A 24,957-nucleotide genomic window follows, 5' to 3' on the forward strand; every position below is an offset into this window, starting at 1 on the left:
ACGATGAGCGCACGGAGAGCACTCGCTTTCGGCCTCTGCCTTGCATTGTTCCTCGCCGGCTGCGGCGAGCGGACGACCGACCGGCGTCCGGGAGCCGCCGCCTCCCCGTCGACACCGACCGCACCCCCGGCGGAGCCGACGCCCAAGCCGACCGTCGCCCCCAAGCCGACCCGCACCACCCCACCCCCGCTGCGCCCGCGCCCCACCAAGCTCCCGACGGGGCTGCGCCGGACCACGGGCGGCAAGGCGGTGGCGTTGACCTTCGACGACGGGCCCGACCCGGCCTGGACGCCGAAGATCCTCGACCAGCTCAAGGCAGCCGGGGCGAAGGCCACCTTCTGCGTGGTCGGCACGCAGGTGCGCAAGCACCCGCAGCTGGTCGCCCGGATCGCCCGCGAGGGGCACCAGCTCTGCAACCACAGCTGGCGGCACGACATCGACCTCGGCCGGCGGCCGGTCGCCGAGATCCGCGCCGACCTGACGCGCACCAACCGCGCCATCCGGGCGGCCGCGCCCGACGCCAAGGTGACCCTCTACCGACAGCCGGGCGGGCGGTGGACCCCGGAGGTGGTGACGGTGGCGAAGCAGCTCGGCATGCGATCGCTGCACTGGGCCGTCGACCCGCAGGACTGGGCGAAGCCCACCGCCCCGACGATCAGGAAGCGGGTCATGGGCGCGACGAAGCCGGGCTCGATCGTGCTGATGCACGACGGGGGCGGCAACCGGGCCGCCACGGTCGCCGCCTGCGCCCACCTCATCGGCGACCTGAAGCGGCGCTACGGGCTCACCCGGATCGGCTAGACCGCCCATGACCTGCAGGTTTGTGGCTGGATGTGCCGCCAGCCATACCGATTTGTTTCGTGGGCCGACCGTCACGTATGCTTTCGAAGCCTCCGGCGGGGCCGGATGGGAGCAAGTCCGCTAGAAGTTGCGAGTGTGCAATGATGGCGGGGCCGCCCTCATCGTCTAGCGGCCCAGGACGCCGCCCTTTCAAGGCGGTAGCACGGGTTCGAATCCCGTTGGGGGCACGACCGGCGCAAGCCGGAGCAACACCGGTAACACCAGCCAGGTCCTGTGGAGCAGTTGGAGTGCTCGCCGCCCTGTCAAGGCGGAGGTCGCGGGTTCAAGTCCCGTCAGGACCGCAAGCGCTGACGCCGCGCGTAAGATGCGCGGCGTTCTGCGTATCGGAGCAGGTGCCCTGCCGGCGGCGATCCCGCCACTTGGGTACGATGAGCCGAGCAGCACGGCCAGGTAGCTCAGTTGGTACGAGCGTCCGACTGAAAATCGGAAGGTCGGCGGTTCGACCCCGCCCCTGGCCACATAGCCTTTCGCCGGGCTACAGAGGTCCCCACCAGCGGAAACGCAGGTGGGGATCTTGCTTATGCGGCCCCGGGCCGGATCGCTCGACGCTGTCCGTGGTTGACCGCTGGGCACCCATGATCACCGCCGCTAGTTGCACGTCGGTTGCACGCCAAGTTCACCCCCGCAGCGCGGGGAACAGTCGATCGGCACGGGGTATCGAGGTCTCTTCTCGGGATCACCCCCGCATGCGCGGGGAACAGATGAACCGGGCCAGGGGGTAGATCGACCCGTTGGGATCACCCCCGCATGCGCGGGGAACAGGGCGGCAGTTACAACAGCCTGAGCGCCGTCACCGGATCACCCCCGCATGCGCGGGGAACAGAGCACCGCGCCGAACATCCGGTTCCCGGTCGCCGGATCACCCCCGCATGCGCGGGGAACAGGACGGTACGGCCGAGGGCCGCACGCTGGCGGCGGGATCACCCCCGCATGCGCGGGGAACAGACTTCTTGACCTGGGGCACTAAAGATCAACAGCGCCGATTTCATTCACTTGCTCGACCAAGATCCTCCCCGCCCGTGCCGCCCGGTTGCTGGTGACAAGGTACAGCTGACTCGCCGTGCTTGGCGCGCACCGCACCCCCGCTCCTGCCATCCCAACCACCCACGACCGCAACCGTTCGGCAACTCCATCCCGGAGTCGTTGGCCCCCGCCGGAGGCAGCCCTAACCCCAACCCGCCCCTCACCCACCTTCGCTCCTTCCCCACACCGGACCGGAGCGGCCGACGTGTTCCGTTCGGCAGCTCGCCCAAGCCGACCACAGATCGGTCCGCGATGAGGTGTTCCGAGGATGGAAGAGACCGGCGGGTGTGCTGTCGCATGGGCCCGGTCAGTCCGGGACTCGCCACCGGCTCCTCACGGAACCAGGGTGACGCGCGGGGCGGGGTCACCGCCATGAACTAGCCTCCTACGATCCACCCACTCTCAGACGGGGAGTTGCCGTGAGGGAGATCGACGAGCTTGGGCTCTTTTGGCTGACGGGTCACGAAGAGGACACTCTCACCGGACGCCTCCGCTTCGATCCAGAAAAGGGGGCTTCGGTCTCGCTCGTCGGAATCTTCGACAACGAGGCCGACAGCGACGCAGAACAGATGACCCGTATCAACGGTTGGATCGGCTCCAGAAGGGTCACCCTTGACCGTTGCTTCTTACGCCGAAGTAATCGAGGATCCACTGGTTTACAAGAATCGGAATACTTTGTGAATCAGATATTCTTGGGACACCACCTTATCGAGGATGACCTTTGGTTCCAGACGGCGACAGCAGAGTGGAGCGATCTTGACGCCTGGGCCGCACATAAAGGGGTGACTGAACATCCTGTGATCGGGGGACCTGGGGCCAAGTTCCAGTTCACATACGATCCGCCAGAGGACCAGGAGGCAAGATTCAGCAGGGGCCGGATCACTCTCAGCACGGCTTGGTCGCGCAAGGTCGAACAAGTTAAAGGGGTTACGTTCCGCCATTGGCCGGTGTTTCGAATGGCATACGACGGGCCGCAGAGCTTCAACAAAATCAGGAAAGATGTCGGGCGAATCCAAAGCCTGCTGTCTCTCTGTATGGATACACATGCAACTCAGGATCGGCTTAGCCTCCAGCGGCCCGATGTCCGCGCGCGACTGCTCTCGGGTGAGGATGCTGGACACGAGGAGGAGATCGAGCTTCTGGTCCCCTGGCTCCGCTACACCAAGCCTGCGGATCGAAAAGCCAGGCATCCCCACCAGATGGTTCTGACTCTTCAAAAGCTAGGTGGAATCGAGTCGGTTGCCCGCTGGCTTGACGTGTCGGAGCGCTTTCAGGACGCCCTGGACTTCCTGATGAGTGTTCAGCGCGCCGAGAAGATGTTCGCCGAAAACCGGTTCCTGAACGTCACTTTCGCATCAGAAGCCTTCCACCGAACCATGTATGGCGGCACTCAAATGGATCAGGAGGAGTTCGATAGTCTTTACCGCGCCATCGTCGCGAGCGTGCCGGAGCAGCATCACCCCTGGGTCAGGGACAAGTTTCACTACGCCAATGAGATGACCCTCCGCAAGCGGATGAGGCAGCTCGCGGCGAAGGCGGGGATCGCGGCCAAGCCGATCACCGGGAACATAGACCATTGGGCCTTCGCCATTTCCCAGCTGCGAAACGACCTCACGCATCTTGGCCCAGCTCCTCACAGGATCCAAGGTGGCGATTTGCGGGCTTTGAGTGATTCGGTCTACGCCGTGACTCGCGCATGCATGCTTATTGAATGCGGTGTCCGCAAGGAGGAGCTCGCAGAATGGGCCACGTCGTACTCTGCGTCGTGGTTAGCAGACCGCGTCAAGACGGCGGTTCTTAGGGTCCGCGAGCACAGGTAGGACGCGCTCGGCGCACATACGATAAAAGGGGTCCGCCGAAATTGCCAACACGGCGGCCCCAGGGGATCTGGCAACGAGCAGCGCCCAGCAGACCCGAGGATCAGCCCCCCGTAGCCGCGCTCCCCGCAAGCCGAACGGATCCCGCCTCGGGATGACTGGCCACCCCGGTCACCTTCCACGCCACCGACACCGCCCGGCTCTGCCGCCGCTCGCCGCAGCCCCACACCTGCCGCTCACGCGCGCTGAGCGCCCTCACCTCCGGAGCAGCCGAACCGACCGTGCCGCCGTTCATGTCGAGCAACTCGCTGTAGCGCAGATTCACGTTGCGAGCCGCGACCGCCCGTGCCCGCACCTCGTCCACGCCGAGACGAGCTACGCCCTGAATCGCGTAGCCGATCTCCTGGTCGCGAGTCAGCGCCACCCGTCGCGTGGGCATGTCCGACACCGCCAGCGCCACTGCCACCTCCTGCGCACCCAACACCGACGTGACCAGCACCCGGAGGTGCTCCACATCCTCGCCGCCGGGAACCTGGGGTGCCGAGATAGGATCGACCTGCATCTTCGTACTCCTTTGCGTGGAGGGGACGTTGCTGCGCGGGCCTCGGCGGGGTCGCACCCCCACCGAGGCCCTTCTGTTCATGCCCAGCCCGTCTGTACTGACTAGACAATGAGACTCTTGCTCCTCCTCGCACCCCTGTCAAGCTCTTCGCATAGACTGTCTAGACCATGCTGCGGAGGGAGCGGACTGTGAGCGTCAAGCGCGCGGGACAGATGCCGGTCTGGCAGCAGATTGCAGAGGATCTACGGCAGGCGATCAGCGACGGCACGATGCCACCGGGTGCCCAACTGCCAACCGAGGCGGAACTGACCGCACGGTTCCAGGTTGCCCGCAACACTGCCCGCCAGGCGCTCGCATCGCTGGTGAGCGAAGGACTGATCGTTGCGGCCAGACCCCGTGGTTACTTCGTGAGAGACCGCAAGCCGATCAACTACCGGCCACAGCAAGAGTTCATGCCGCAGCCCCGGTACATCGAGACAGACAGGTTCATCGCCCAGCACTCGGCCGAAGGACGAGAAGCACGGCAGACGATTGAGATATCGATAGTCGACCCTCCTGAGATCGTCAAGGAGCGGCTCCACCTCCAGGATGGGGAGCTGACCGTCGTCCGCAAGCGGGTGCGCTACCTGGACGGCGAGCCGTTCAACACCAACGACAGCTACTTTCCGCTCAGCCTCGCGCAGGGAACGGATATCATGCGGCCGGACGACATCGCGCGAGGGGCCAACAGGGTCCTTTCGGAGCGCGGCTACTGCCAGATTCACGCGCTGGACGAGTTCTACATCAGGATGCCTACGCCGGAGGAGGCGAGGCGACTTGCGCTGATGCCCGGCACGCCAGTCGCGTACCACGTTGTCACTGGCTACACGAGTGATGGAACAGCCGTCCGCGTGGTGCTCAACGTACTGCCGGGGGACCGCCACGTCATCGCATTCGAACGCACTCGACCGGCGGAAGAGCTAGTCGAGTCATGACCGAGTTGAGCATCAGGGTTGCGACAGAGGCGGACCTTGCTGTCCTTGTTCGCCTGCAATCCGATACCGTTCGATGGCTTGCAGCTCAGGGACTCGACCAATGGCAGCCCACTGGGCGGAGTGAGAGACAGACGCCCGAGCGGATGCAGCAGCGGATTGAAGACGCGGTCGGCCGGGGAGAGTGCTACGTCGCTGTTGACGGCTTTCGCATCGCAGCGATGGCAATAGTCGACGAGTTGGCAGACCCCGAATTCTGGCACGAGGAAGACGAGCCACGCGACGCACTGTATGTCCACAGAGTGATCGTGGATCGTGGCTACGCTGGCAGCGGTCTCGGCGAGGCACTGGTTGACTTCGCCTCGAAACTAGCGGCTGACCGAGGAAAGAGTTGGCTTCGCTTGGACGCCTGGCGAACGAATCTGGCGCTCCATGGGTACTACCGCCGACAGGGTTTTGATCATGTCCGTACCGTCTCACTCCCTCACCGGGGGTCAGGGGTGCTCTTCCAGCGCCGAGCAGGGGAGGCGTCCCGGGGAACGGTTCGGTTTGAACGGATGGAGCGTATGGGCCCGGAGGGGGAAGAGTTGAGGCAGGGCGGTTCGCTGGACGGGGAGGGCCGATGACGGTCCCCAACGAGCAGGACGAGTTCGAGCGCATGAGGCTCGTTGAGCGGATCGAGCGGGCGCGCGAACTGATCACGCAGTACGAGACTCATCAGGAGTTCTACCGCCGTCAGGTGGAAGACAGCCGGTACGAACTCGGTAAGCTGGACGAACGGCTAGGAGGTTGAGGCGATGACGATGGACCCGCACGTTCAGGCACTCAACGACGCGCTGCGCAGCGAGCACGAGGGATGGATCGCGGAGGTCCAGCGCTGGGCGGACGAAGCCGCCGCCGCCGGTGACCACGAACGGCAGCGGCGTCACCTCGCCCACGTCGAGCGGCTCCGGGCGATGCCCTACCCCTGGGAGTCCGCACGAGCAGCATGAGTCGCTGCGGCGCGCCGCAGCAAGGCGTTGCGTCACGACCACTCGGCGCTACTGTCCGACATCCGGGCGCAAGGGGTCCGCAAGCCGGCACTTTGCAAGCTGCACTTCAGGACACCAGCCGGTATGGTCCGGGCCTATGGGACAGGAGATCGACGGTCCGACAGCCGTCCGGCAGGACGTCGCACGATACTCGCTCCGCAGCAGCCTCCTCGTTCCCGCCTCCGCCGAACGGGCCTTCGCGGTCTTCACCGGCGCCCTCACCGACTGGTGGGTGCCGGAATACACCTGGTCCGGGCCGGCCGAGCTGGTCGAGTTGGGCGTCGAGCCGCACGCCGGCGGCATGCTCTACGAGATCGGCCCGCACGGCTTCCGCGCCGACTGGGGCCGGGTGCTCACCTGGGATCCGCCCCGCCGCCTGGTGTTCGTCTGGCAGATCGGGCCCGACCGCGTGCCCGTCCCCGACCCGGCGCGGGCCAGCGAGGTGGAGGTGCTGTTCCTCCCCGAGGGCCCGGAGTGGACCCGGGTGGAGGTCGAGCACCGGCACTTCGACCGGCACGGCGCAGCCGCCGAGGGGTACCGGGAGGCCCTCACGGCCGGCTGGCACGAGCTGCTGACCCGCTATCTCTCCTGCGTTCTGCACCCCCACGACAGCTGACGTCAGCGGGTGAGGCCCCGTGCCGGCCGGGCTGCGGGGTTCACCCCCCGGCCGCCGAGGTCCGCACGTCGACCCGCCGCCGCGCCCGAGCCGAAGCCGGTGCCGGCGAGCCGCCTCGGCGCGGCCGTGCGCAGCCGGGGATAGACCTCGGCGACCCGACGCTGGACCCGGTCCGAGCGGTCGGCCAGCACGAGCGCGACGGAGGGGCCACCCGAGTCGGCGACGGCGTCGGCCTCCGCCGCCGCCAGTCGCGCGCCGACCACCTGGGCGAACCCGGCGAGCCAGGACCGCCGGAACGCGGCCGGGTGCTCGCCCGGCGGGACCCCGGCGGCGGCCAGCCCGTGCGCGGCCTGCACCAGCAGCGAGGTGAAGAGCAGGTCGACCCGTTCCAGGTCGCTGGCGAAGCCGAACAGGTGCATCGCGAAGCCGTCGCCGTGCCGGCGGCGCACGCAGCGGCAGCGCAGCGGGTCGGCGACGGCCGCGAGCAGGCCGGCCTTGTCCCGGGCGTACGGGGCGACGACCTCGACCACCCGGTCGCCGACCGGGTCGGTGGTCGGGTCACGGGCCGCCAGCAGGGCCCGGTCCACGCCGTAGCGGGCGATCAGCTCGGTCGCCTTGGCGGTGAAGGCGGCCGACTCCTCGGGCGTGCAGGCCGGGTCCTCGGCCTTCGCCAGCAGCTTGCGCACCTTGGCGAGCATGGCCTGCGACATGCCACCAGAGCTATCACACCGGTCCCGCCACGGCCGGGCCGACGCCGGGAAGATCGACCAGTATCATCGTCCCGGTCGGTCGGCCGTCCCACCCGGACGGTCAACAACCCGTTGGAGGCACCCATGTCGTCCCCGGTCGTCCGCCTGCTGTCCACCTCGACGGCCGCGGCCGTGTCGGCGCTCGCCCTCGCCGCCCCCGCCGTCGCCGCTCCCGCCCAGCCGCTGGTCGCCGGCAACCTCGCCGGCACGTACGCCACCTGCTACGGCGGCGCCGTGCGCTCGTACTTCCAGACCGGAAGCTGGGGCGGCGAGGCCGGCACCTACCGGACCACCAGCCGCTGCGCGGACGTCAACGTCCGCAACGACAGCAGCTTCGGCACCCAGGCGTGCGTGGTCTTCGTCGACAAGACCAACAACTGCAACTACTGGACCTATCTCCCCGCGAAGTCGGGGTGGACGACGGTGGCCACCAACGTCCGCGACGGGGTGAACTTCCGGGTGCGCTTCCAGAACCTGCGCTACGAGTACGAGCCGCTAATCGCGTACCACGCGTTCTGACCGGCGACGCCCGACGCCCGGCCCCCGGGTCGGGGTCGGGCGTCAGCCGGCCCGGCTGCGCAGGGTGGCCACCGTCGAGCCGGCGAGGGTGAGCAGGCAGTCCGGCAGCAGGCCGTCGGCGACCGCCGCGCCGAAGAGCGCCTCCCCCGTGTCGGCGTCGGCGTTGGCGTACGCGCTGACGAAGCGCGCCACCCAGCGGGTGTCGTAGCCCGCCTCGTCGATGCCGGGGAAGTCCAGCGCCGCGCCGCCGGGGGCGGGCACGTCCCCGACCATGGTGGCCGCGAGGCACCAGGCCACCCCGTACGCTCCGGCGAGGCCGGCCCGGTCGACCACCTTGTCGAAGGTGCCCACCACCGCGTCGCCGTCGCCCGCGAGGGCGGAGTGGAGCACGGCGGTCGCGTCGTCCAGCGTCTGCTGCGGTACGTCCGTCACCCGCCGAACTGTACGTCCGGTGGTCAAGCGGTGACCACCCGAGAGCGCGCGCCCCGTGACCGTCCGTGCGTCGCCGGGGCTAGCTGGGGTTTGACCCTCCTCCACGGTCCCGCCGATCAGCCAGGCACGCTAATGTGCGCAGCGGACCTTTCCCGGAGGAAGGACGACCATGCTCGTATCACCCGGCTCGCGCGTCGCCGCACTGGCGGCGTGCGGGGCGCTGCTCCTCGCCGGTGCCGGCTGCGGCGCCGACAAGTCCGAGGAGGCGACCACCACCCCACAGGTCCGCCTCTACGGCAGCGACGGCAACATGACCAACGCGTACGCTGCGGAATTCAAGGAGCGCGCCGACCTGCTCGACGGCATGAAGGGCACGACCCCGCTCACGCCGTTGCCGGAGGCCTTCAAGAACCGGCTCCGCGCCGTCGACCCGAAACTGACGGACTATCTCTACTCCGCCGAGTCGTACGACGCCGTCGTGATCAGCGCCCTGGCCGCGCAGTTGGCCGGCAGCACCGATCCGGCCGCGATCGCCAAGCAGATCGTCGGCGTCACCAACAACGGTGAGCGGTGCGAGAAGCCGGCGGAATGCCTGCGGCTGGCGCGGAACGGGCGGGACATCGAGTACCGGGGTGTTTCGCTCAACCGGGCCGGGTTCACCGATGCCGGTGAGCCGGCCACCGCCAGCTACGCCACCCTGACCTTCGGCGAGGAGAAGCTCGACGACGGCAAGACCGAGTTCGTCGGCGCCGGCGACGAGTCGGCGGCGAGCACCAAGAACCCGCCCCGGTCGCACCGGCAGGGCAGCGGCAAGGTCCCCTCGGCGCCCCTGGTCCTCGGCGGCCTGCTGCCGCGCACCGGCGACCTGGCCATCGCGTACCCGCCGCTGGCCGCCGGGGCCGCGCTCGCCCTCAAGGAGATCAACGCCGCGGGCGGCGTGCTCGGCGAGGACGTGCGCTGGGTCGACGGGGACGACGGCACCAACCCGGCAGTGGCGAAGGAGACGGTGGAGAAGCACATCGCCGACGGCGTGCACGTCATCATCGGCGCGGGCGCGTCGGGCATCTCCCGGGCCGTCCTGCCGGACGTGGTGGCCGCTGGCCTGGTGCTCTTCTCGCCGTCCAACACCGATGCCGGGCTGACCTCGGTCGAGGACAAGGGGCTCTACTTCCGCACCGCCCCTCCGGACAGCCTCCAGGGGCGGGCGCTGGCCGACGTGATCCTGCGCGACGGGCCGCACCGGATCGCCCTGGTCGCCCGGAAGGACTCCTACGGCGAGGGCCTCCAGGAGAACGTCCGTGCCGAGCTGGAGCGGGCCGGCATCGACGGCGACCGGGTGAAGCTGCTGACGTACGAGCCGCCGGCCGACGCGAAGGCCCCGCCGCTGGACTTCACCGCCGGGGCCCGCGAGATCAAGGAGTACGGCGCGGACGCCGTGCTGGTCATCGGCTTCGGCGAGTCCGCGCAGGTGATCCGGGCGCTGGCCGACTCCGGGGTGCAGATCCGGCACTGAACCGACCTGGTCCGAGCGGCGGCCGCCCCACGATCCTCGCGGGACGGCCGCCGACTCGCGGCTCGCGTCAACGGTCCCGGCGGCGCTCCAGGAACTCGGTCATCCGCCGCCGCTTCTCCTCGTCCTCGAACAGCACCGCCTGGCTGACCAGGTCGAGGTGCGGGTGGGCGGCCGGGGGCGCGTCCACGGCCAGCTTGGTCAGCCGCAGCGCCAGCGCGGACCCCTTCGCCATCTCGTCGAGCAGCCCGTGCGCGGTGGGCAGCAGCTCGGCCGGCTCGTCGACCACCCGGTTGACCAGGCCGATCCGCAGCGCCTCGGCGGCGTCCACCCGGCGGCCGGTGAAGAGCAGTTCCTTGGCGAGGGCCTCGCCGACGAGCGCCGGCAGCCGGTGGGTCGCGCCCGCGCCGGCCAGGATGCCCAGCCGCACCTCGGGCTGCCCGAACACGGCGCGGGCCGTGCACACCCGCAGGTCGCATGCGTACGCCAGCTCGGCCCCGCCGCCCAGCGCCGGCCCGTCCACGGCGGCGACGGTGGGCATCGGCAACGCCCGGACCCGGGCGAACACCGCCGAGTTGATCGCGGCGAGCGCGTCGAGCCGGCCGCGCTCGCGGAGCTGGCCGATGTCCGCCCCGCCCGCGAAGATCCCCTCGGTGCCGCCGGTGAGCAGCAGCAGCCGGGGCCGGGCCTCCAGCTCGGCGCAGACGGCGTGCAGCTCGGCGACCAGGTCGGCGTCGATCGCGTTGCGCTTCTCCGGCCGGTCGAGCGTCACCACGAGCCGGTCGGGGCGCTCCTCGACGCGCAGCCCGCTCATCGCCTGCCGCCCTCGTCCCAGTGGTAGAAGCCCTGCCCGGACTTCCGGCCCAGCTTCCCCTCGGCGACCATCTGCTCCAGCAGCGGCGGCGGCGCGAACCGGTCCCCGTACGCGGCCTGGAGGGTGCGGGCGATGTCGAGCCGGACGTCCAGCCCCACCAGGTCGGTCAGCTCCAGCGGGCCGACCGGGTGCCGGTAGCCGAGCACCATGGCCTTGTCGATGTCGGCGGGGCTGGCCACCCCGTCGGCGACCATCCGGATCGCCTCCAGGCCCAGGGTCACCCCGAGCCGGGAGGTGGCGAAGCCGGGCATGTCGCGTACGACGACGGGGTCCTTGCCCAGCCGGCCGGCGAGCGCGACGGCCGCCGCGGTGGTCTCGTCGGCGGTGGCCGGGCCCACCACGACCTCCAGCAGCGCCATGGCCCAGACGGGGTTGAAGAAGTGCAGGCCGAGGAAGCGTTCGGGCCGGTCCAGCCCGGCGGCCAGCTCGGCGATGGCGATGCTGGACGTGTTGCTGCCGAGCAGCGCGGGGCGCAGGGCGGCGGCGTCGCGCAGCACCGTCCGCTTGAGGTCGAGCCGCTCGGGGACGGCCTCCACCACCACGTCCGGCTCGGCCGCGACCTCGCCGAGGGACGGGCGCAGCGTCAACCGTTCCCGGTTGGCCGCCGCCGCGTCGGCGGTGAGCTTGCCGCGCTGCACCGCCCGCTCCCACAGCTCGCCCAGCCGCGCCCCGGCGGCGGTGGCCCGGCCCGGGTCGACCTCCACCAGCTCGACGCGGTATCCCGCGCCGGCCGCCACGTAGGCGATGCCGAGGCCCATCGTGCCGGCCCCGACGACGACGAACCGACCGCTCATGACGTCTCCTCGCTCCGCCCGGCGCGCGGGGTCTCCGCCGCGCCGGGGCGCTCGCTGCACTGGCTCATGGGTGCGACCCTATGCAGCACCGCCACCCGGCGGATGCGTGGGGGCGCGTCGATCCGGGTAAGGACGGCCGTCAACCGAGGGAAGGACCCGACATGAGCCAGGCACCGGAGAGTGTGGAGACCAACGAGACCGTGGAGACCCGGGGCGACGAGCGGGTCGACCTGCTCCGCGCGGACACCAACAACGACGGCAAGACCGACGTCTGGGTGGTCGACACCGACGGTGACGGCCGGGCCGACCTGTTCCAGTTCGACACCGACGGTGACGGCAAGGTGGACATCACGATGGTCGACCTCGACGAGGACGGCACCCCCGACGAGGTCGTCGACGGCGACGGCGGTCTCCCGCCGGAGCAGCTCCCGCCGACCGTCCAGGTCTGAGGTGTAAGGAGGGGCCCCTTGTTAACGCATTCTGTTGTACAGGGGGCCCCTGCAAGCACCTCAGCCCGTGAGCGTCAGCGTCGCCAGGTAGTACGGGGCGTCCCGGTCGTCCACGTCGGCCAGCCGCCACGGGGTGCCGCGTACGAGGTCGGCCAGCTCGGCCACCGAGCAGACCAGGTAGTCGAACCACTCGGTGCCCAGTTCGCGGTAGCGCAGGCGAAGCCGAAGCTGCCCGCCGAGCCGGCCGAGCCGCCGGTTGCGCTCGTGGTAGCCGGTGTGCACGGGGTCGCTGGTGCCGTACGGGTCGGTGCCGTGGGCGATGACCTGCGCTCCGGGCCGGGCGAGCGCGGCCAGCGCGGCGAGGAACGCCGGTGCCCGGTCCCGCCCCTCGATCAGGCCGAGGTTGTTGCCGAGCAGCAGGAAGGTGTCGTACCGCCGGCCGTCGGCGACGTGCTGGTCGACCGTGCCGTGCACCAGGTCGCGTACGCCGCGCCGCCGGCACACCTTCAGCGCGCCGAGCGAGGTGTCCAGCCCGGTCACGGGCACGCCGCGCTCCTGGAGCAGCAGCGCGATCCGGCCGGCGCCGACGCCGACGTCCAGCGTCTCGCCGCGCACCCGGTCCACGGCCCGGTGGTCGTACGGCTGCCAGTCTTCGGGCCCGGCCAGGTAGTGGGCGGCGGGGGCGCCGTTGATCAGGCCGTCGTCCCGCTCGATGACCTCGATGACCGGGCGGGGCAGGCGCCCCCCGGCCAGCGGCCGGGCACCCACCCCGCTCTGCACGGCGAGCGCGTCGCGCAGCAGCTCGCCGAAGACGTCGCCGATCCTGGGTTCCCCGGTCACATGGTTCACGCTATCCCCGCTGCCTGACGTCCGCTCGGTCGTATCCTGGCGGCGTGACCACCTTGGACCGGCTGGGCGCCGAGAAGTACGTGCTGTTGACCACGTTCCGCAAGGACGGGCGGCCGGTGCCCACGCCGGTGTGGGTGGTCCGCGACGGTGACGCGCTCGCCGCGTGGACCGTCGCCGACTCGGGCAAGGTGAAGCGGATCCGGCGCAGCGGCGAGGTCACGGTCGCGCCGTGCGACGTGCGGGGCCGCCCGCACGGTGCGGCGGTGCCCGGCCGGGCGGCCATCTGCGATCCGGCGCAGACCCGCCGGATCCGCGAGTTGCTGAAGCAGAAGTATCGGCTGGTGGGCCGCCTCAGCCTGCTGGGCAGCCGGCTGCGCCGGGGCGAGGGCGGCACGGTGGGCATCCGGGTGATCCTCACCGAGGGGGCCGCGCCAGGGGACGAGGGGGCCCGGTGACGGGGGCCGGACACGGATCAGGGGCGGCAGAATCGCTCTGCCACCCCTGATCCGTACGTCTGAAGGAACTGGCTCAGTCGCCTTGGCGTTGCTGGGGGATCTGCCCCTGCAGCAGGGCGCGAACCTCCGACTCGCGGTAACGGCGGTGGCCGCCCAGGGTGCGGATGGCGCTGAGCTTGCCAGCCTTGGCCCACCGGGTCACCGTCTTCGGGTCGACACGGAACATCGACGCCACCTCGGCCGGTGTGAGCAGCGGCTCCGGTTCGTGCGTTCGCGATGCCATATCGGTCACTCCTCCACAGGTATAGACATCGGCCGGGGTCCCGCCGGCCGACGCGTCTCCCATGGTCCGGCTAGTCCCCGATGTCCGACATGGGCCGAACGGCCGAAGGTCCCTAGACGGACGGATGAACCATGCCCGATTTATACGACTAATACACGCCAGAACCCACCTTATTTGGACTCATAGTCACTGGTCGTGATGCTCCAACTACGAGAGCATCTCACCTTGGGAGCGCTTCCATGGGCGTTTTGCGCCCCCTTGCGCAGGTCTTTACCCAGGTCAGGGCTAGTTGCACCGCTCGAGCAACTGGACCGCCCGCCACCTCGCGACGAGCCGGTCGTACGCCGCCGAAGCCTCGTCGGCCTCCCCCTTGGACAGCCCGACGAGGCCGCCCGCGACGAGCGCCGGGGAGTCGTCCTCGGCGAGGGTCTCGTCGGAGAGCAACTCGACCAGGCCGCCGTAGTCCAGCTCCACCACCGAGCGCGGGTGGAACTCCTCCAACCACCGCGCGGCCTCCTCGACCGCCTCGGTGATGGGCGCCTCGCCGACGGTCTTGCGCAGCACCGACAGCGCCCGCGACGACCGGCGGCGGGCCTTCGAGATCTCCGTCCGGTAGCGCAGCGCGCGCCGCCCGGGCCGGGTCACCAGGTCCCGCTCCTCGAAGTCGAACAGGACGAACCAGCGCAGCGGCACGCCCCACGTGGCGATCTGCTCGTGCACCCGCGGCACGCCGTGCTCCAGCACCCGGGCCCCGCTGCGCCAGTCCTCCACGACCGCCTTGGCCTGCCCCGCGAGGATCGGCGGCACGAACGCGTCGGCCAGCACCGACGGCACGCCGTCGCGGGCGCTCAGCGCCGCCTCGGCCACCCGGATCCGCAGGTTCCACGGGCAGACCAGCAGGGCGTCGTCGACCTCCAGGACGTACGCCTCCTCGGGCAGGTCGGGCAGGCGGGTCCAGCCCGCGCCGAGCGCCTCGATGACCGCCGTCCGCTGCCGCAGGGGCCCCTCCGAGGGGGCCACCGCCCGCCCCTGTTGCACGTAGCGCCGCCAGAAGGACTGGCGGTCCCGGTCGAAGGCGGTCAGCGGCTCGTACACCCGCAGGTAAGAAGCGAAGAGCGACGGCACGGCGCGATCCTCCCACGAGACGCAACCCGGACGCCCGCAGCGCCCCCCGATCAGGCGCGCTGGGCACCGGACGCCCGCGACCGGGCACGCTGCGCACGACGGCACGGCGTCGGCCGATACTAGGCTCGGAGGCACCGGCACCATCCCGCCGGGCGCGCCACCAGGTCCGCGTCCCACAAGGACGCACACCGTCACAGGAGTCAGCCATGGGCGTTTTCACCAGCATCGACGACCCGTCATCCACCGGCCACGAGCAGGTCGTGTTCTGCCAGGACACGCAGACCGGCCTCCGCGCGATCATCGGCATCTACTCCACCGCGCTGGGCCCCGCGCTCGGCGGCACCCGCTTCTACCCGTACGCGAGCGAAGAGGCCGCGCTGGCCGACGTGCTCGACCTGTCGCGCGGCATGGCGTACAAGAACGCGCTCGCCGGGCTGGACCTGGGCGGCGGCAAGGCGGTCATCTGGGGCGACCCGGACCAGCTCAAGAGCGAGCCGCTGCTGCGCGCATACGGCCGCTTCGTCGAATCGCTCAACGGCCGCTACTACACCGCCTGCGACGTCGGCACGTACGTGGCGGACATGGACGTGATCGCCCGGGAGACCCGCTACGTCACCGGCCGCAGCGTGGAGCACGGCGGCGCGGGCGACTCCTCGGTGCTGACCGCCTGGGGCGTCTTCCAGGGCATGCGGGCCGCCGCCGAGCACGTCTGGGGCGCGCCCACCCTCAACGGCCGACGGGTCGGCGTGGCCGGGCTGGGCAAGGTCGGCAAGCACCTGACCCGGCACCTGCTCGACGACCACGCCGAGGTGGTGGCGACCGACGTCGACCCCCGGGCGCGCGAGTGGGTGCGCGCCAACCACCCGCAGGTCGAGCTGGTCGACGACGCCGCCGCGCTCGTCGCCGCCGACATCGACGTGTACGCCCCGTGCGCGCTGGGCGGCGCCCTCGACGACGACACGGTGCCGGCGCTGCGGGCGAAGGTGGTCGCCGGGGCGGCGAACAACCAGCTCGCCCACCCGGGCATCGAGAAGCTGCTCGCCGACCGGGGCATCCTCTACGCCCCCGACTACGTGGTGAACGCCGGCGGGGTGATCCAGGTGGCCGACGAGATCGAGGGCTTCAACTTCGAGCGGGCCAAGCTCCGGGCCACCCGCATCTACGACACCACCCGGCAGATCCTGCGGCTCGCCGACGACGAGGGGGTGCCCCCGGCGGTGGCGGCGGACCGGCTCGCCGAGCGCCGGATGGCGGAGGTCGGCCGGCTGCGGACGATCCACCTGAGGTGACGACCGCCGCGCCGCGGCGCGGGGCCGCCTGTGCGGTGCCGCGCCGCGCGCTGCGGTGAAGGTCACAGCCCGGCCCGGGGCGGCCTGGACCCCGGGTCGGGCGACCGGGCAGGGCGCGACGGCGAACGGCGTTAAGCTGAAATCGGGGTGATTACTGCCCAACTGCCCGATGTCACGGGTGATTCGGCAACTGCCCCTTACCTCAGTACAATCGGTGACGGCCGGATAACTGCGACGCGCAGAGCCGGCCTGCGGTAACCCGAGGTGCCGAAGGGCGGCATCCCCATGTACCGTAAGAGCCACGAGAGATGCCTGACGTCATCGGGGCCCGCCTTCGGGCTGCCCCGAATTCTGTGCGAGGGGGTCGAGCCATGGGGCGCGGCCGTGCTAAGGCCAAGCAGACGAAGGTGGCCCGGGAGTTGAAGTACCACTCCCCGAACACCGACCTCACCGCCTTGCAGCGCGAACTGGCGGGTGCTGGTAAGTCGAACCACGACTTCGACGACGACTACAAAGAGTATGTCGACGACGACGACGAGGATCACGCGGACGAGGACCCGGACCCCTGGGTCCGTCCGACCCGTTGACCCCCGGGAGCAGCTGAGCACGCGGCAGTCCGCGTGCTTGTGTTTGTGCCCGTCCCGGGGCCGGCGTACCAACCGATGATCAAGGATCTGTCCACCGGACCCCGTTCCGGGCGATCGGCAGGTCCTTGATCTCGGAGCCGTACCCTCAGCGGGGCCGGTTGTTCCAGTTGTAGAACGTCGGGATGTTCTCGAAGTGGTTCCAGGCGCACACCGCGCCCGCGCCCTCTCCTCCCGCCGCCTCCGACCGCAGCCGGCGCGCGTCCTCCGCCTCCTGGAGCAGCGCGACGAGCCCGTCGGCGGCATCCCGCACCCGGTCGACGACCGGGCCCTCCGTGGCCCCTCCGACGCGCTCAGACTGCCGGTGTCCGGTGTTCTCGGGCATGGTCCAACACTCCCTCCAGTAGGCGGATCTTGCTGTTGCGGCAGTGCTCGGTCTCCGTACCGTCGAAACGCCCCAGCTCGAAGTAACGGTTGGCGGCGTGCCCGCCCCCGCAGAACCCGAAGTAGGGGCAGGACGCCCGGCACGCCTCCACGCCGGCCAGGAACTCACCCACCCAACCGGTCGTCCGCTCCGCGCCGGCCACGATCTCGGCCAGCGGGGTCGTCAGCACGTTGCCGCTGCTGAAGTCGCCGTACCGGGGGTCGGAGAAGCCGGCCAGCTCCGGGGAGAGCACGACCACGGAGCCGTCGTGGCCGACCGTGGGGATCGGGTCCAGCCGCCGGGGCAGCAGCCCGTCGGCGGTGCCGTCGAGGACCGCCGCCGCGTACCGCAGCGACCACTCCACCTCGCGCAGGTGGATGCGGGGGTCCCGACGCCAGGCGGCCACCAGCTCCGCCCAGAACGCCCGCACCTGCGCCGCCTCGTGGGCGTTGCCCCGGGTGTTCACCCCCTCCATCTCCTCGATGTTGACGCCCAGCACCTCGCAACCCAGGCCGAGGAAGTAGTCGTACAGCTCGGCGGCGCGACCCGGCTCCGGGTCGTTGACCACGGCCAGGGCCGAGAAGGGCAGCCCGTGCCGACGCAGCGCCGCCACCCCACGCACGATCCGGTCGTACGCCGGCCGGCCCGCCCGGGTGACCCGGTCGCCGTTGCGCCCGCGCGGCCCGTCCACGCTCACGCTGACCCGCACCCGGTGCGCGGCGAGGAACTCGCACCAGGCGTCGTCGATGAGGGTCGCGTTGGTCTGCACGTGGTGCTCGACCTCCGGGCCGAACGGGGCGATCAGCGCGGCGAGGTGCTCCCGGCCGGCGGCCAGAGGCTCCCCGCCGTGCCACACCACCGAGAAGCGGCCGGCCTCCGCCCAGCGGTTCACCGAGGCCGCGACCGCCTCGGCGACCGCGACCGGCATCCGCCGGTCGACCGCCCGCATCGGGAGGTAGCAGTATGCGCAGTCGAGGTTGCACAGGGTCGTCGGCTGCATCACGACGTACGACGGGACCGGGGAGATCCCCCGCATCCCGCTGGACGGCCGTCCCCGAGCAGCCATCGCCCTCCTTCCCGACCCGAAGGGTGCCCCTCAGGCTAGGCGGCGACGGCCGCTCGGGTGAACCCCCGACCAGACGCCGAGCAAATCAATGGCCCTCGATATTAACCCCGAGTGTGCTGGCCGACCATCTGCACCTTGCCGGTGCCCTCGATGATCTCGCCGGCCTGCCAGGCGTCCACACCCCGGCCGGTCAGCGTGGCCAGCGCCCGGTCGGCGTCCTCGGCGGAGACGATCGCGAACATGCCGACGCCCATGTTGAACGTCGACTCCATCTCGTTGTCGTCGATCCGGCCCTTGGACTGGATCAGGTCGAAGATGGGCTGCGGCTTCCACGTGGAGCGGTTGACCACCGCGTCGACGTTCTCCGGCAGGATGCGCACCAGGTTGCCCGGGATGCCGCCGCCGGTCACGTGCGCGATGGACCGCACCTCGGCCTCGGCGATCAGCTTGAGGCAGTCCTGAGCGTAGATCTTGGTCGGCGTGAGCAGCTCCTCGCCGAGGGTGCGCTGGCGGCCGAAGTCCTCGATCACCACGTCCAGCCGCATCCGGCCCGCGCCCAGCAGCACGTGCCGCACCAGGGAGTAGCCGTTGGAGTGCAGGCCCGAGGAGCGCATCGCGATGACCACGTCACCGATCTCCACCCGATCCGGGCTGAGGATCTCGCTCTCCTCCACCACGCCGACGCCCGTGGCGGAGACGTCGTACTCGTCCGGACGCAGCACGCCCGGGTGCTCGGCCGTCTCGCCGCCGAGCAGCGCGCAGCCGGCGTACCGGCAGCCGTCGGCGATGCCCGCGCCGATCTCGGCCACCTTGTCGGGGACGACCTCACCGCAGGCGATGTAGTCGAGCAGGAACAGCGGCTCCGCCCCGCAGGCCACCAGGTCGTCGACGACCATGGCGACCAGGTCGATGCCGATCGTGTCGTGGATGTCGAGCTGCTGCGCGATCACCAGCTTGGTGCCCACCCCGTCGGTGGAGGACGCCAGGATCGGGTTCTTGTATTTCTTGGTGTCCAGCCGGAACAGGCCGGCGAAGCCGCCCAGGTCGCCCATGACCTCCGGGCGACGGGTCTGCTTGACCTTGGACTTGAGCAGCTCGACCGCGCGGTCGCCCGCCTCGATCGAGACGCCGGCGTCCGCGTACGAGACCGAGCGTTTGCGCGCCGGGCGGCCGTTGCCGGCCGTCCAGGGCTGGCGGTCACCGCCGGCGCCGGTCGGGCTGCTTCCTGTGCCGCTGCGCTCGGAAACGTGCGTCACGGTTCTCCCCTTTTGTGGTTCTCGCGGGGTCCGGCGGTGGCCGGTCGGCCCGCGTCGGGCGGTGCTATTGGCGGTGTACGGTCGCGCCGCCCGAAGTGGCGACGAGCGGTGGGACGTCGTGCCCGGGGGCGTCCGGGGCATCGGCGACCCGGCGTCCCACCCCTTCGAGCACGTGCTTGCCGATCAGGTTCCCGGCCGGCAGCTCGATCGGGTATTCCCCGTCGAAGCAGGCCCGGCAGAGCCGGGTCTTCGGCTGCTCGGTCGCGGCGATGAGGCCGGGCAACGAAACATAGCCCAGCGTGTCGGCGCCGATGGACCGCCGGATGCCCTCGTTGTCCAGCCCGTTGGCCAACAGCTCCGCCCGGGTGGCGAAGTCGATGCCGTAGAAGCACGGCCAGTTGACCGGCGGGGAGGAGATCCGCACGTGGACCTCCAACGCGCCCGCCTCGCGCAGCATCCGCACGATCGCCCGCTGGGTGTTGCCACGCACGATCGAGTCGTCGACCACCACCAGCCGCTTGCCCCGCACGTTCTCCCGCAGCGGGTTGAGCTTCAGCCGGATGCCGAGCTGGCGCAGGGTCTGCGACGGCTGGATGAACGTCCGGCCGACGTACGGGTTCTTCATCAGGCCGGCGCCGTAGGTGATGCCGGACTCCTCGGCGTAGCCGATGGCGGCCGGGGTGCCGGACTCCGGCACCGGGATGACCAGGTCGGCCTCGACCGGGTGCTCCTTGGCGAGCTGGCGGCCGATCTGCACCCGGGCGGCGTGCACGTTGCGCCCGGCGATGGTGGCGTCCGGGCGGGCGATGTAGACGTACTCGAAGAGGCAGCCCTTCGGCTCGGGCGCGGCGAACCGGGCCGAGCGCAGGCCGTTCTCGTCGATGGCGATCAGCTCGCCCGGCTCCACCTCGCGGACCACGCTCGCGCCCACGATGTCGAGCGCGGCGGTCTCGCTCGCCACCACCCAGCCGCGCTCCAGCCGGCCGAGGACCAGCGGGCGCACGCCGTGCGGGTCGCGGGCGGCGTAGAGCGTCGACTCGTCCATGAAGACGAAGCTGAACGCCCCGCGCAGCTGGGGCAGCACCTCCAGCGCGGCGGCCTCGACCGAGAGATCCGGACGACTGGCCAGCAGCATCGTCACCAGCGAGGTGTCGTTGGTCGAGCCGTCGGCGGCCAGGCCCCGCTCGGCCACCTCGCGCTGCAACTCGGCGGTGTTGACCAGGTTGCCGTTGTGCGCCAGCGCGATGGTGGTGCCCGCGCTGGTGGACCGGATGGTCGGCTGGGCGTTCTCCCAGGTCGAGCCGCCCGTCGTCGAGTAGCGCGCGTGCCCGATCGCGAGGTGCCCGCGCAGGCTGGCCAGGGTCGGCTCGTCGAAGACCTGGGCCACCAGGCCGAGATCCTTGTAGACCACCACCCCGGAGCCGTCACTGACGGCGATCCCGGCGGCCTCCTGGCCACGGTGCTGGAGGGCGTAGAGCCCGAAGTAGGTGAGGTTGGCGACCTCTTCCCCGGGCGCCCAGACACCGAAGACGCCGCAGGCGTCCTGGGGGCCGGGTCGTTGGGGATCGAGATCGTGGCTCAGCCGGCCGTCGCCTCGGGGCACCTGCCGCTCCCTCATGCTGGTCGGGACTGGCCGGGCCGGACGGATGTGCTGGTCCGCGTTGCCCGGCCGGGACCACTGTCGTCGCCTGACAGTGTACGCGAATCGGTGTCAATACAGAAAGTCACGATTCGCCTCCTCTCCGTGTTCGCGCGAGGGGACTATTCGCCCAGGTGGAGCGGAAGGTGCGCGGAGAGGTCCGCACGGACCCCGCTGACCCGTACGCGACCCTCGGTGACCGCGTCCGCCCAGCTCCGCCGGCCCGTCGCCAGCTCCAGCCAGGTGGTCGGATCCAGCTCGACGACGTTCGGCGGGGTTCCCCGGGTGTGTCGGGGACCGGGAATGCACTGAACTGCACCGTAAGGTGGGACACGCACCTCCACCGATCGGCCGGGGGCACGCTCCGTGAGGGCGGTCAACAAGGCACGGACCGCCTCCCGGAACACCAGCCGTTCGGGGGTACGACCCTCGTCGAGCGCGGCGAGCGCCTCGGCGACCGCTGCGGACTTAATGTGCGGAGAGGACACGACGGGACGATACGACCCGCCTCCGGCGCTTTCGACGCTGGCCCTGGGTCGCGCCGATCCGGTCAGACAAGGCATAGTTGCCGACGGCGTATTCGTACCGTGATGATCCCCGGCCCGGCGCCCCGCCGGCGGAGGGAAGTCAGACCGGAAGGCGGTGGACGTGTCAACACACCGACGTGCCTGGCAGCAGCGGGCGGGTGTGGTCGTGGCGCTGGCAATCGGCGCCCTGCTCGCCGTCCCCGCCACACCCGCACTGGCCGCCGAGGTCAGCGTCACGCCCGGCTCGATCAACCTGAACGCGGGCAGCGACGCCACGGTGAGCGTCAAGGTGACGCCCAGCAACGACGACGCGAGCGCCCAGATCAGCCTCACCGGGCTGCCTGCCGGCGTGAGCTGCACGGGCGGCTGCGGCCAGATCAGCTTCAACGGCCAGGCCCCGAGGACCCAGCTCCTGACGATCAAGGCCAGCGACAGCGCGCCGGACGCCGGCGGGATCAACGTGACGGTCCAGGTGCAGCCCGACAAGTCGGACTCCACCACCGGTAGCTTCCAGCTCAACGTCAAGGGCAAGACCGCACCCACGACGCCCGCCCAGACGCAGACCGTCAAGTCGGTCTCCGGCAAGGTGGTCGCGGCGGCCAACGGCGAGGCGGTGCCGAACGCCATCGTGATGCTCCAGGACAGCACCGGGGCGAAGTTCGAGACCACCAGCGACGGCAGCGGCAACTTCCGCTTCACCGGCAGCACCGACAAGCCCATCGTTCCCGGGCGGCTCAGCATCGGCGCGATCCAGGGCGAGGTCCGCGTCACGAAGTCCTTCACCGCCGGCGCCGGGCAGAGCATCAGCGGGCAGCGGCTCAGCCTCGCGATCAAGGTCGAGGTGAGCCCGAGCCCCAGCCCGTCGGCCAGCGAGGAGCCGCTGCCTTCCGACGAGGCCACCGAAGACGCCACCGAGGAGCCGACGGAGGCCGCCCCCGGCGCCGCGAACAACGCCGCCTCCACCGAGGAGGACAGCGGCATGTCGTGGCTGCTCATCCTGCTCGGCGGCCTGTTCGTGGCCATCGGCGTCGGCACCATCGTGCTGCTCTGGATGAAGCGCCGGGAGAACGGCGACGACGTCGACGACGCGCCGAAGAGCGGCGCTGCGGCGGCGGGCGCGATCCCGGCCGCCCGCGGGGCGTACGGCGGGGCGGACGACCAGACGCGGGTCGTGAACCGGGTCGGTGCCGGGCCCGACCCGACGATGGTCGGCGGCACCTCGCTCAGCGACGCCCCGACGATGATGCACCGGCCGGTCGTCGACGACGTCCCGCCGGACCCCTACGGCGCTCCGCCGGCCCCGTACGGCGCGGGCGGCCAGCAGCAGGGCGGCTGGGCCGGCGGCGGCTACGGCGACGAGCCGCAGACCGGCGGGTACGGCGCGGCCGGCGGTTACGGCAACGCCCCGGCCTCCGGCGGCGGGTACGGCGGTGCCCCGGCCTCGGGCGGCGGCTACGGCAACCCCGGCGGCGGCTACGGTGCCGACGCGCCCGCCTCGGGCGGCGGCTACGGCAACCCCGGCGGCTACGGTGCCGAGGCCCCCGCCTCAGGCGGCGGCTACGGCGGCGCGCCGGCGTCCGGCGGCGGCTACGGCAGCGCCCCCGCGTCGGGCGGGTACGGCTCCGCCCCGGCCTCCGGCGGCGGCTACGGCTCCGCCCCGGCCTCGGGCGGCGGATACGGCACCGCACCCGCCTCGGGCGGCGGCTACGGCAACCCCGGCGGGTACGGTGCCGAGGCGGCGCCGACCTCCTCCGGCGGCGGCTACGGCAACCGCGACTACGGCGCGCCCGCGGGTGCGCCGGCCGGCGGGTACCCGGGCCAGGGCGGTGGCGGCTACGGCGGCGAGCGCTACGACGAGCCGACGGGGCGGTACACCGGCGACACCGCTTCCTCCTACCCGCCGCCCGCCGCGGACCCGTACCCGACCAGCACCTACCAGGCGGAGCAGGGTCACGGCGGCTACGGCCAGCCGGAGCCCCCGCAGTACGGCGGCCGCGGCGGCGAGCCCACCGGCGGCTACGGCGCGGCCGAGCCCACCGGTGGCGGCTACGGCGGCGGCGGTTACGGCCAGCACAGCCAGCAGGGCGGCGGCTACGACGCCGGCCAGCAGCAGGGCGGCTACGACCAGCGCGGCGGCTACGGCGCCGAGGGCTACGGTCAGCAGAGCGGCTACGGCCAACAGGGCGGCTACGGTCAGGAGCCCCCGCAGCAGCGCGGCGGCGGCTACGACGACCGTGGCTACGAGCAGCCCACCAGCTACGACCAGCAGCAGGGCGGCTACTACGGCGACCAGGCCCAGCAGCAGGGCCGGGGCCGGCCCGACGGCCCGCCGCCCCCGCAGCAGCAGGACCGGGGCGGTCGCCGGCTGGACTGGCTGGACGACTGACCGACGCGGGCCACGGCCCGCGCAACGCGACGACGAAGAAGGCGGCTGCCCGGTAACCCGGAGCCGCCTTCTTCGTCGATACGCGTGAGCCGAGTCCCCCGCTCAGAGCCGGGCCGCGGAGAAGACGCCCTGCCGCAGCACCGGCACCACGCCCGACACACCGACCTGGACGGCCACTTCCACGTCCCCGCCGAAGCCGCCCTCCACGAGTTCCCGGCCGGAGACGCAGCCGCGCACGGCGGCCGGGACGTCCGGCGTGGCGGCGAGCGCGGCCAGCGCCATCGCCGCCTCCACCGACAGCCCGCCGGGGACGCCGGAGAGCGCGTCGAGCACGCACGCCGCCCCGAGCTGGTCCTCGACGCACGGGCGCAGGGAGCCGTCCGGCCAGCGTTCCCCGGAGGCCACCACGCCGACCGGGGCGTCGACCGAGCCGTACCCCTGGTCGGTCAGCCAGCGCCCGACGGCGCGGGCGTTGCGCAGGCAGGCCGCGACCACCGGCAGGCCCGTGGCGCTGGCGGCGGCGCTGATCGCCGAGCCGTTGGGCGAGGGCAGCACCAGGTCGGCGACGGCCGGCGCGGTGCGCAGGGCCGCCGGGGAGAGCGACCACGGCTGGTCCGGGGTCGCCTGCCGGCGGCCCACGGCGGCGACGGCGCCGACCCGGCGGGCGTACTCGGCGGCCTGCTCGCCCCAGGGGAACGGGTGCACCCGCATGCCCCGGGCGACCGCCACCTCCACGGCGGTGGTGAACGAGAGGACGTCCACCACCACCAGGACGGCGCAGACCCGGCCGAGTTCCGCCGCGCCGGCCAGCCCCCAGTCGAACCGGGCACCCGAGCCGGGCTGGACGTAGACCGTCGCGGTCACGC

The 24,957-nt window shown here is 71.3% G+C and carries 28 protein-coding genes, 3 tRNA genes and 1 CRISPR repeat array; of the genes, 17 read left to right on the top strand and 14 right to left on the bottom strand.

Annotation, left to right across the window (positions count from 1 at the left end):
• The first annotated feature begins 3 nt into the window (after positions 1-3).
• From ACVMYR_RS03250 to ACVMYR_RS03270, 5 genes are all read left to right on the top strand, one after another.
• A complete protein-coding gene (locus tag ACVMYR_RS03250) occupies positions 4-801 on the top strand; it encodes a polysaccharide deacetylase family protein (RefSeq protein ID WP_228986633.1) in 798 nt (265 codons plus the stop codon).
• A gap of 154 nt (positions 802-955) precedes the next feature.
• Positions 956-1,028 (top strand) — tRNA-Glu (locus ACVMYR_RS03255).
• Positions 1,029-1,068: 40 nt separating this feature from the next.
• A tRNA-Asp gene (locus ACVMYR_RS03260) sits at positions 1,069-1,142 on the top strand.
• Between the two features lie 103 nt (positions 1,143-1,245).
• A tRNA-Phe gene (locus tag ACVMYR_RS03265) sits at positions 1,246-1,319 on the top strand.
• Positions 1,320-1,534: 215 nt separating this feature from the next.
• Positions 1,535-1,806: a CRISPR direct-repeat array (repeat unit 28 nt; unit sequence GGATCACCCCCGCATGCGCGGGGAACAG).
• A gap of 497 nt (positions 1,807-2,303) precedes the next feature.
• A complete protein-coding gene (locus ACVMYR_RS03270) occupies positions 2,304-3,704 on the top strand; it encodes an ApeA N-terminal domain 1-containing protein (RefSeq protein ID WP_457121081.1) in 1,401 nt (466 codons plus the stop codon).
• Between the two features lie 100 nt (positions 3,705-3,804).
• Here ACVMYR_RS03270 and ACVMYR_RS03275 read toward each other — a convergent pair whose 3' ends face one another.
• Complete coding sequence (locus ACVMYR_RS03275) at positions 3,805-4,263, bottom strand: hypothetical protein (RefSeq protein WP_091282493.1); 459 nt, start codon at positions 4,261-4,263, stop codon at positions 3,805-3,807.
• Positions 4,264-4,451: 188 nt separating this feature from the next.
• Here ACVMYR_RS03275 and ACVMYR_RS03280 point away from each other — a divergent pair, with 188 nt between their 5' ends.
• From ACVMYR_RS03280 to ACVMYR_RS03300, 5 genes are all read left to right on the top strand, one after another.
• A complete protein-coding gene (locus ACVMYR_RS03280) occupies positions 4,452-5,237 on the top strand; it encodes a GntR family transcriptional regulator (RefSeq protein ID WP_256092032.1) in 786 nt (261 codons plus the stop codon).
• On the top strand, positions 5,234-5,860 hold the full coding sequence (locus ACVMYR_RS03285; protein WP_457121082.1) for a GNAT family N-acetyltransferase: 627 nt from the start codon (positions 5,234-5,236) through the stop codon (positions 5,858-5,860). Before ACVMYR_RS03280 ends, ACVMYR_RS03285 begins: the two co-directional genes overlap by 4 nt.
• Positions 5,857-6,027 (top strand): hypothetical protein, encoded by a 171-nt coding sequence (locus ACVMYR_RS03290; RefSeq protein WP_158229360.1) that lies wholly within the window; start codon positions 5,857-5,859, stop codon positions 6,025-6,027. The genes ACVMYR_RS03285 and ACVMYR_RS03290 overlap by 4 nt, the downstream gene beginning before the upstream one ends.
• A gap of 4 nt (positions 6,028-6,031) precedes the next feature.
• Positions 6,032-6,226, top strand: coding sequence for a hypothetical protein (locus ACVMYR_RS03295; protein ID WP_077935519.1), 195 nt, complete (start codon positions 6,032-6,034; stop codon positions 6,224-6,226).
• 136 nt (positions 6,227-6,362) lie between these two features.
• Positions 6,363-6,881 carry an SRPBCC family protein gene (locus ACVMYR_RS03300; RefSeq protein WP_043961236.1) on the top strand — a complete coding sequence of 173 codons (519 nt, stop codon included), beginning with the start codon at positions 6,363-6,365 and terminating at the stop codon, positions 6,879-6,881.
• A 2-nt stretch (positions 6,882-6,883) separates the two neighbouring features.
• On the opposite strand, the gene ACVMYR_RS03305 is transcribed toward ACVMYR_RS03300, so the two are convergent.
• Positions 6,884-7,591: a DUF2786 domain-containing protein gene (locus ACVMYR_RS03305; RefSeq protein WP_457121083.1), complete on the bottom strand. Its 708-nt coding sequence runs from the start codon at positions 7,589-7,591 to the stop codon at positions 6,884-6,886.
• Between the two features lie 123 nt (positions 7,592-7,714).
• Between ACVMYR_RS03305 and ACVMYR_RS03310 the strand changes: the two genes are divergently transcribed.
• Positions 7,715-8,149 (top strand): hypothetical protein, encoded by a 435-nt coding sequence (locus ACVMYR_RS03310; protein WP_043961234.1) that lies wholly within the window; start codon positions 7,715-7,717, stop codon positions 8,147-8,149.
• Positions 8,150-8,191: 42 nt separating this feature from the next.
• Here the strand turns inward: ACVMYR_RS03310 and ACVMYR_RS03315 are convergent, their stop codons facing one another.
• Positions 8,192-8,581 carry a hypothetical protein gene (locus ACVMYR_RS03315; protein WP_043961233.1) on the bottom strand — a complete coding sequence of 130 codons (390 nt, stop codon included), beginning with the start codon at positions 8,579-8,581 and terminating at the stop codon, positions 8,192-8,194.
• A gap of 169 nt (positions 8,582-8,750) precedes the next feature.
• Between ACVMYR_RS03315 and ACVMYR_RS03320 the strand changes: the two genes are divergently transcribed.
• Positions 8,751-10,094 (top strand): ABC transporter substrate-binding protein, encoded by a 1,344-nt coding sequence (locus ACVMYR_RS03320; protein WP_077935517.1) that lies wholly within the window; start codon positions 8,751-8,753, stop codon positions 10,092-10,094.
• Between the two features lie 67 nt (positions 10,095-10,161).
• Here the strand turns inward: ACVMYR_RS03320 and ACVMYR_RS03325 are convergent, their stop codons facing one another.
• The gene (locus ACVMYR_RS03325; RefSeq protein WP_074475579.1) at positions 10,162-10,905 is read right to left on the bottom strand and encodes an enoyl-CoA hydratase/isomerase family protein; all 744 of its coding nucleotides are present in this window, start codon (positions 10,903-10,905) and stop codon (positions 10,162-10,164) included.
• Positions 10,902-11,759: a 3-hydroxyacyl-CoA dehydrogenase family protein gene (locus tag ACVMYR_RS03330; protein ID WP_077935516.1), complete on the bottom strand. Its 858-nt coding sequence runs from the start codon at positions 11,757-11,759 to the stop codon at positions 10,902-10,904. The genes ACVMYR_RS03325 and ACVMYR_RS03330 overlap by 4 nt, the downstream gene beginning before the upstream one ends.
• A 161-nt stretch (positions 11,760-11,920) precedes the next feature.
• Here ACVMYR_RS03330 and ACVMYR_RS03335 point away from each other — a divergent pair, with 161 nt between their 5' ends.
• Entirely contained in the window at positions 11,921-12,208 is a 288-nt protein-coding gene (locus ACVMYR_RS03335) for a hypothetical protein (RefSeq protein ID WP_043961229.1), read from the top strand.
• Between the two features lie 60 nt (positions 12,209-12,268).
• Here ACVMYR_RS03335 and ACVMYR_RS03340 read toward each other — a convergent pair whose 3' ends face one another.
• Positions 12,269-13,048, bottom strand: coding sequence for a class I SAM-dependent methyltransferase (locus tag ACVMYR_RS03340; protein WP_077935515.1), 780 nt, complete (start codon positions 13,046-13,048; stop codon positions 12,269-12,271).
• Positions 13,049-13,101: 53 nt separating this feature from the next.
• On the opposite strand from ACVMYR_RS03340, the gene ACVMYR_RS03345 reads away from it, so the two are divergent.
• The gene (locus tag ACVMYR_RS03345; RefSeq protein ID WP_091282523.1) at positions 13,102-13,512 is read left to right on the top strand and encodes a PPOX class F420-dependent oxidoreductase; all 411 of its coding nucleotides are present in this window, start codon (positions 13,102-13,104) and stop codon (positions 13,510-13,512) included.
• A 73-nt stretch (positions 13,513-13,585) separates the two neighbouring features.
• On the opposite strand, the gene ACVMYR_RS03350 is transcribed toward ACVMYR_RS03345, so the two are convergent.
• Entirely contained in the window at positions 13,586-13,795 is a 210-nt protein-coding gene (locus ACVMYR_RS03350; protein WP_007073996.1) for a BldC family transcriptional regulator, read from the bottom strand.
• Between the two features lie 285 nt (positions 13,796-14,080).
• Positions 14,081-14,920, bottom strand: coding sequence for a hypothetical protein (locus ACVMYR_RS03355; protein ID WP_077935513.1), 840 nt, complete (start codon positions 14,918-14,920; stop codon positions 14,081-14,083).
• 206 nt (positions 14,921-15,126) lie between these two features.
• Between ACVMYR_RS03355 and ACVMYR_RS03360 the strand changes: the two genes are divergently transcribed.
• Together ACVMYR_RS03360 and ACVMYR_RS03365 are read left to right on the top strand one after the other, a co-directional pair.
• Positions 15,127-16,209 (top strand): Glu/Leu/Phe/Val family dehydrogenase, encoded by a 1,083-nt coding sequence (locus tag ACVMYR_RS03360; RefSeq protein WP_077935512.1) that lies wholly within the window; start codon positions 15,127-15,129, stop codon positions 16,207-16,209.
• Positions 16,210-16,580: 371 nt separating this feature from the next.
• Positions 16,581-16,796, top strand: coding sequence for a DUF3073 domain-containing protein (locus ACVMYR_RS03365; RefSeq protein ID WP_036373645.1), 216 nt, complete (start codon positions 16,581-16,583; stop codon positions 16,794-16,796).
• 145 nt (positions 16,797-16,941) lie between these two features.
• On the opposite strand, the gene amcA is transcribed toward ACVMYR_RS03365, so the two are convergent.
• The 5 genes from amcA to ACVMYR_RS03390 all read right to left on the bottom strand — a co-directional run bounded on the left by amcA (position 16,942) and on the right by ACVMYR_RS03390 (position 21,666).
• Complete coding sequence (gene amcA / locus ACVMYR_RS03370) at positions 16,942-17,178, bottom strand: multiple cyclophane-containing RiPP AmcA (protein WP_091282530.1); 237 nt, start codon at positions 17,176-17,178, stop codon at positions 16,942-16,944.
• The gene (amcB, locus tag ACVMYR_RS03375; protein ID WP_457121291.1) at positions 17,147-18,253 is read right to left on the bottom strand and encodes a cyclophane-forming radical SAM peptide maturase AmcB; all 1,107 of its coding nucleotides are present in this window, start codon (positions 18,251-18,253) and stop codon (positions 17,147-17,149) included. The genes amcA and amcB overlap by 32 nt, the downstream gene beginning before the upstream one ends.
• A 131-nt stretch (positions 18,254-18,384) precedes the next feature.
• Positions 18,385-19,539: a phosphoribosylformylglycinamidine cyclo-ligase gene (gene purM / locus ACVMYR_RS03380; RefSeq protein WP_077935509.1), complete on the bottom strand. Its 1,155-nt coding sequence runs from the start codon at positions 19,537-19,539 to the stop codon at positions 18,385-18,387.
• A gap of 64 nt (positions 19,540-19,603) precedes the next feature.
• Entirely contained in the window at positions 19,604-21,142 is a 1,539-nt protein-coding gene (gene purF / locus ACVMYR_RS03385; RefSeq protein WP_077935508.1) for an amidophosphoribosyltransferase, read from the bottom strand.
• A 158-nt stretch (positions 21,143-21,300) separates the two neighbouring features.
• Entirely contained in the window at positions 21,301-21,666 is a 366-nt protein-coding gene (locus ACVMYR_RS03390) for a sterol carrier family protein (protein WP_043961208.1), read from the bottom strand.
• Between the two features lie 199 nt (positions 21,667-21,865).
• Between ACVMYR_RS03390 and ACVMYR_RS03395 the strand changes: the two genes are divergently transcribed.
• On the top strand, positions 21,866-24,091 hold the full coding sequence (locus tag ACVMYR_RS03395) for a carboxypeptidase-like regulatory domain-containing protein (RefSeq protein ID WP_457121292.1): 2,226 nt from the start codon (positions 21,866-21,868) through the stop codon (positions 24,089-24,091).
• A 102-nt stretch (positions 24,092-24,193) separates the two neighbouring features.
• Here ACVMYR_RS03395 and ACVMYR_RS03400 read toward each other — a convergent pair whose 3' ends face one another.
• Positions 24,194-24,955: a 2-phosphosulfolactate phosphatase gene (locus ACVMYR_RS03400; protein WP_457121084.1), complete on the bottom strand. Its 762-nt coding sequence runs from the start codon at positions 24,953-24,955 to the stop codon at positions 24,194-24,196.
• Between the last annotated feature and the right edge of the window lie 2 nt (positions 24,956-24,957).

The sequence above is a fragment of the Micromonospora sp. PTRAS2 genome, from assembly GCF_054052245.1.

Coding starts and splice junctions, on each gene's coding strand:
- ACVMYR_RS03250 (WP_228986633.1), top strand. CDS start 4: ATGAGCGCACGGAGAGCACTCGCTTTCGGCCTCTGCCTTGCATTGTTC.
- ACVMYR_RS03275 (WP_091282493.1), bottom strand. CDS start 4,263: ATGCAGGTCGATCCTATCTCGGCACCCCAGGTTCCCGGCGGCGAGGAT.
- ACVMYR_RS03285 (WP_457121082.1), top strand. CDS start 5,234: ATGACCGAGTTGAGCATCAGGGTTGCGACAGAGGCGGACCTTGCTGTC.
- ACVMYR_RS03290 (WP_158229360.1), top strand. CDS start 5,857: ATGACGGTCCCCAACGAGCAGGACGAGTTCGAGCGCATGAGGCTCGTT.
- ACVMYR_RS03295 (WP_077935519.1), top strand. CDS start 6,032: ATGACGATGGACCCGCACGTTCAGGCACTCAACGACGCGCTGCGCAGC.
- ACVMYR_RS03300 (WP_043961236.1), top strand. CDS start 6,363: ATGGGACAGGAGATCGACGGTCCGACAGCCGTCCGGCAGGACGTCGCA.
- ACVMYR_RS03305 (WP_457121083.1), bottom strand. CDS start 7,591: ATGTCGCAGGCCATGCTCGCCAAGGTGCGCAAGCTGCTGGCGAAGGCC.
- ACVMYR_RS03310 (WP_043961234.1), top strand. CDS start 7,715: ATGTCGTCCCCGGTCGTCCGCCTGCTGTCCACCTCGACGGCCGCGGCC.
- ACVMYR_RS03320 (WP_077935517.1), top strand. CDS start 8,751: ATGCTCGTATCACCCGGCTCGCGCGTCGCCGCACTGGCGGCGTGCGGG.
- ACVMYR_RS03325 (WP_074475579.1), bottom strand. CDS start 10,905: ATGAGCGGGCTGCGCGTCGAGGAGCGCCCCGACCGGCTCGTGGTGACG.
- ACVMYR_RS03330 (WP_077935516.1), bottom strand. CDS start 11,759: ATGAGCGGTCGGTTCGTCGTCGTCGGGGCCGGCACGATGGGCCTCGGC.
- ACVMYR_RS03335 (WP_043961229.1), top strand. CDS start 11,921: ATGAGCCAGGCACCGGAGAGTGTGGAGACCAACGAGACCGTGGAGACC.
- ACVMYR_RS03350 (WP_007073996.1), bottom strand. CDS start 13,795: ATGGCATCGCGAACGCACGAACCGGAGCCGCTGCTCACACCGGCCGAG.
- ACVMYR_RS03360 (WP_077935512.1), top strand. CDS start 15,127: ATGGGCGTTTTCACCAGCATCGACGACCCGTCATCCACCGGCCACGAG.
- ACVMYR_RS03365 (WP_036373645.1), top strand. CDS start 16,581: ATGGGGCGCGGCCGTGCTAAGGCCAAGCAGACGAAGGTGGCCCGGGAG.
- amcA (WP_091282530.1), bottom strand. CDS start 17,178: ATGCCCGAGAACACCGGACACCGGCAGTCTGAGCGCGTCGGAGGGGCC.
- amcB (WP_457121291.1), bottom strand. CDS start 18,253: ATGCGGGGGATCTCCCCGGTCCCGTCGTACGTCGTGATGCAGCCGACG.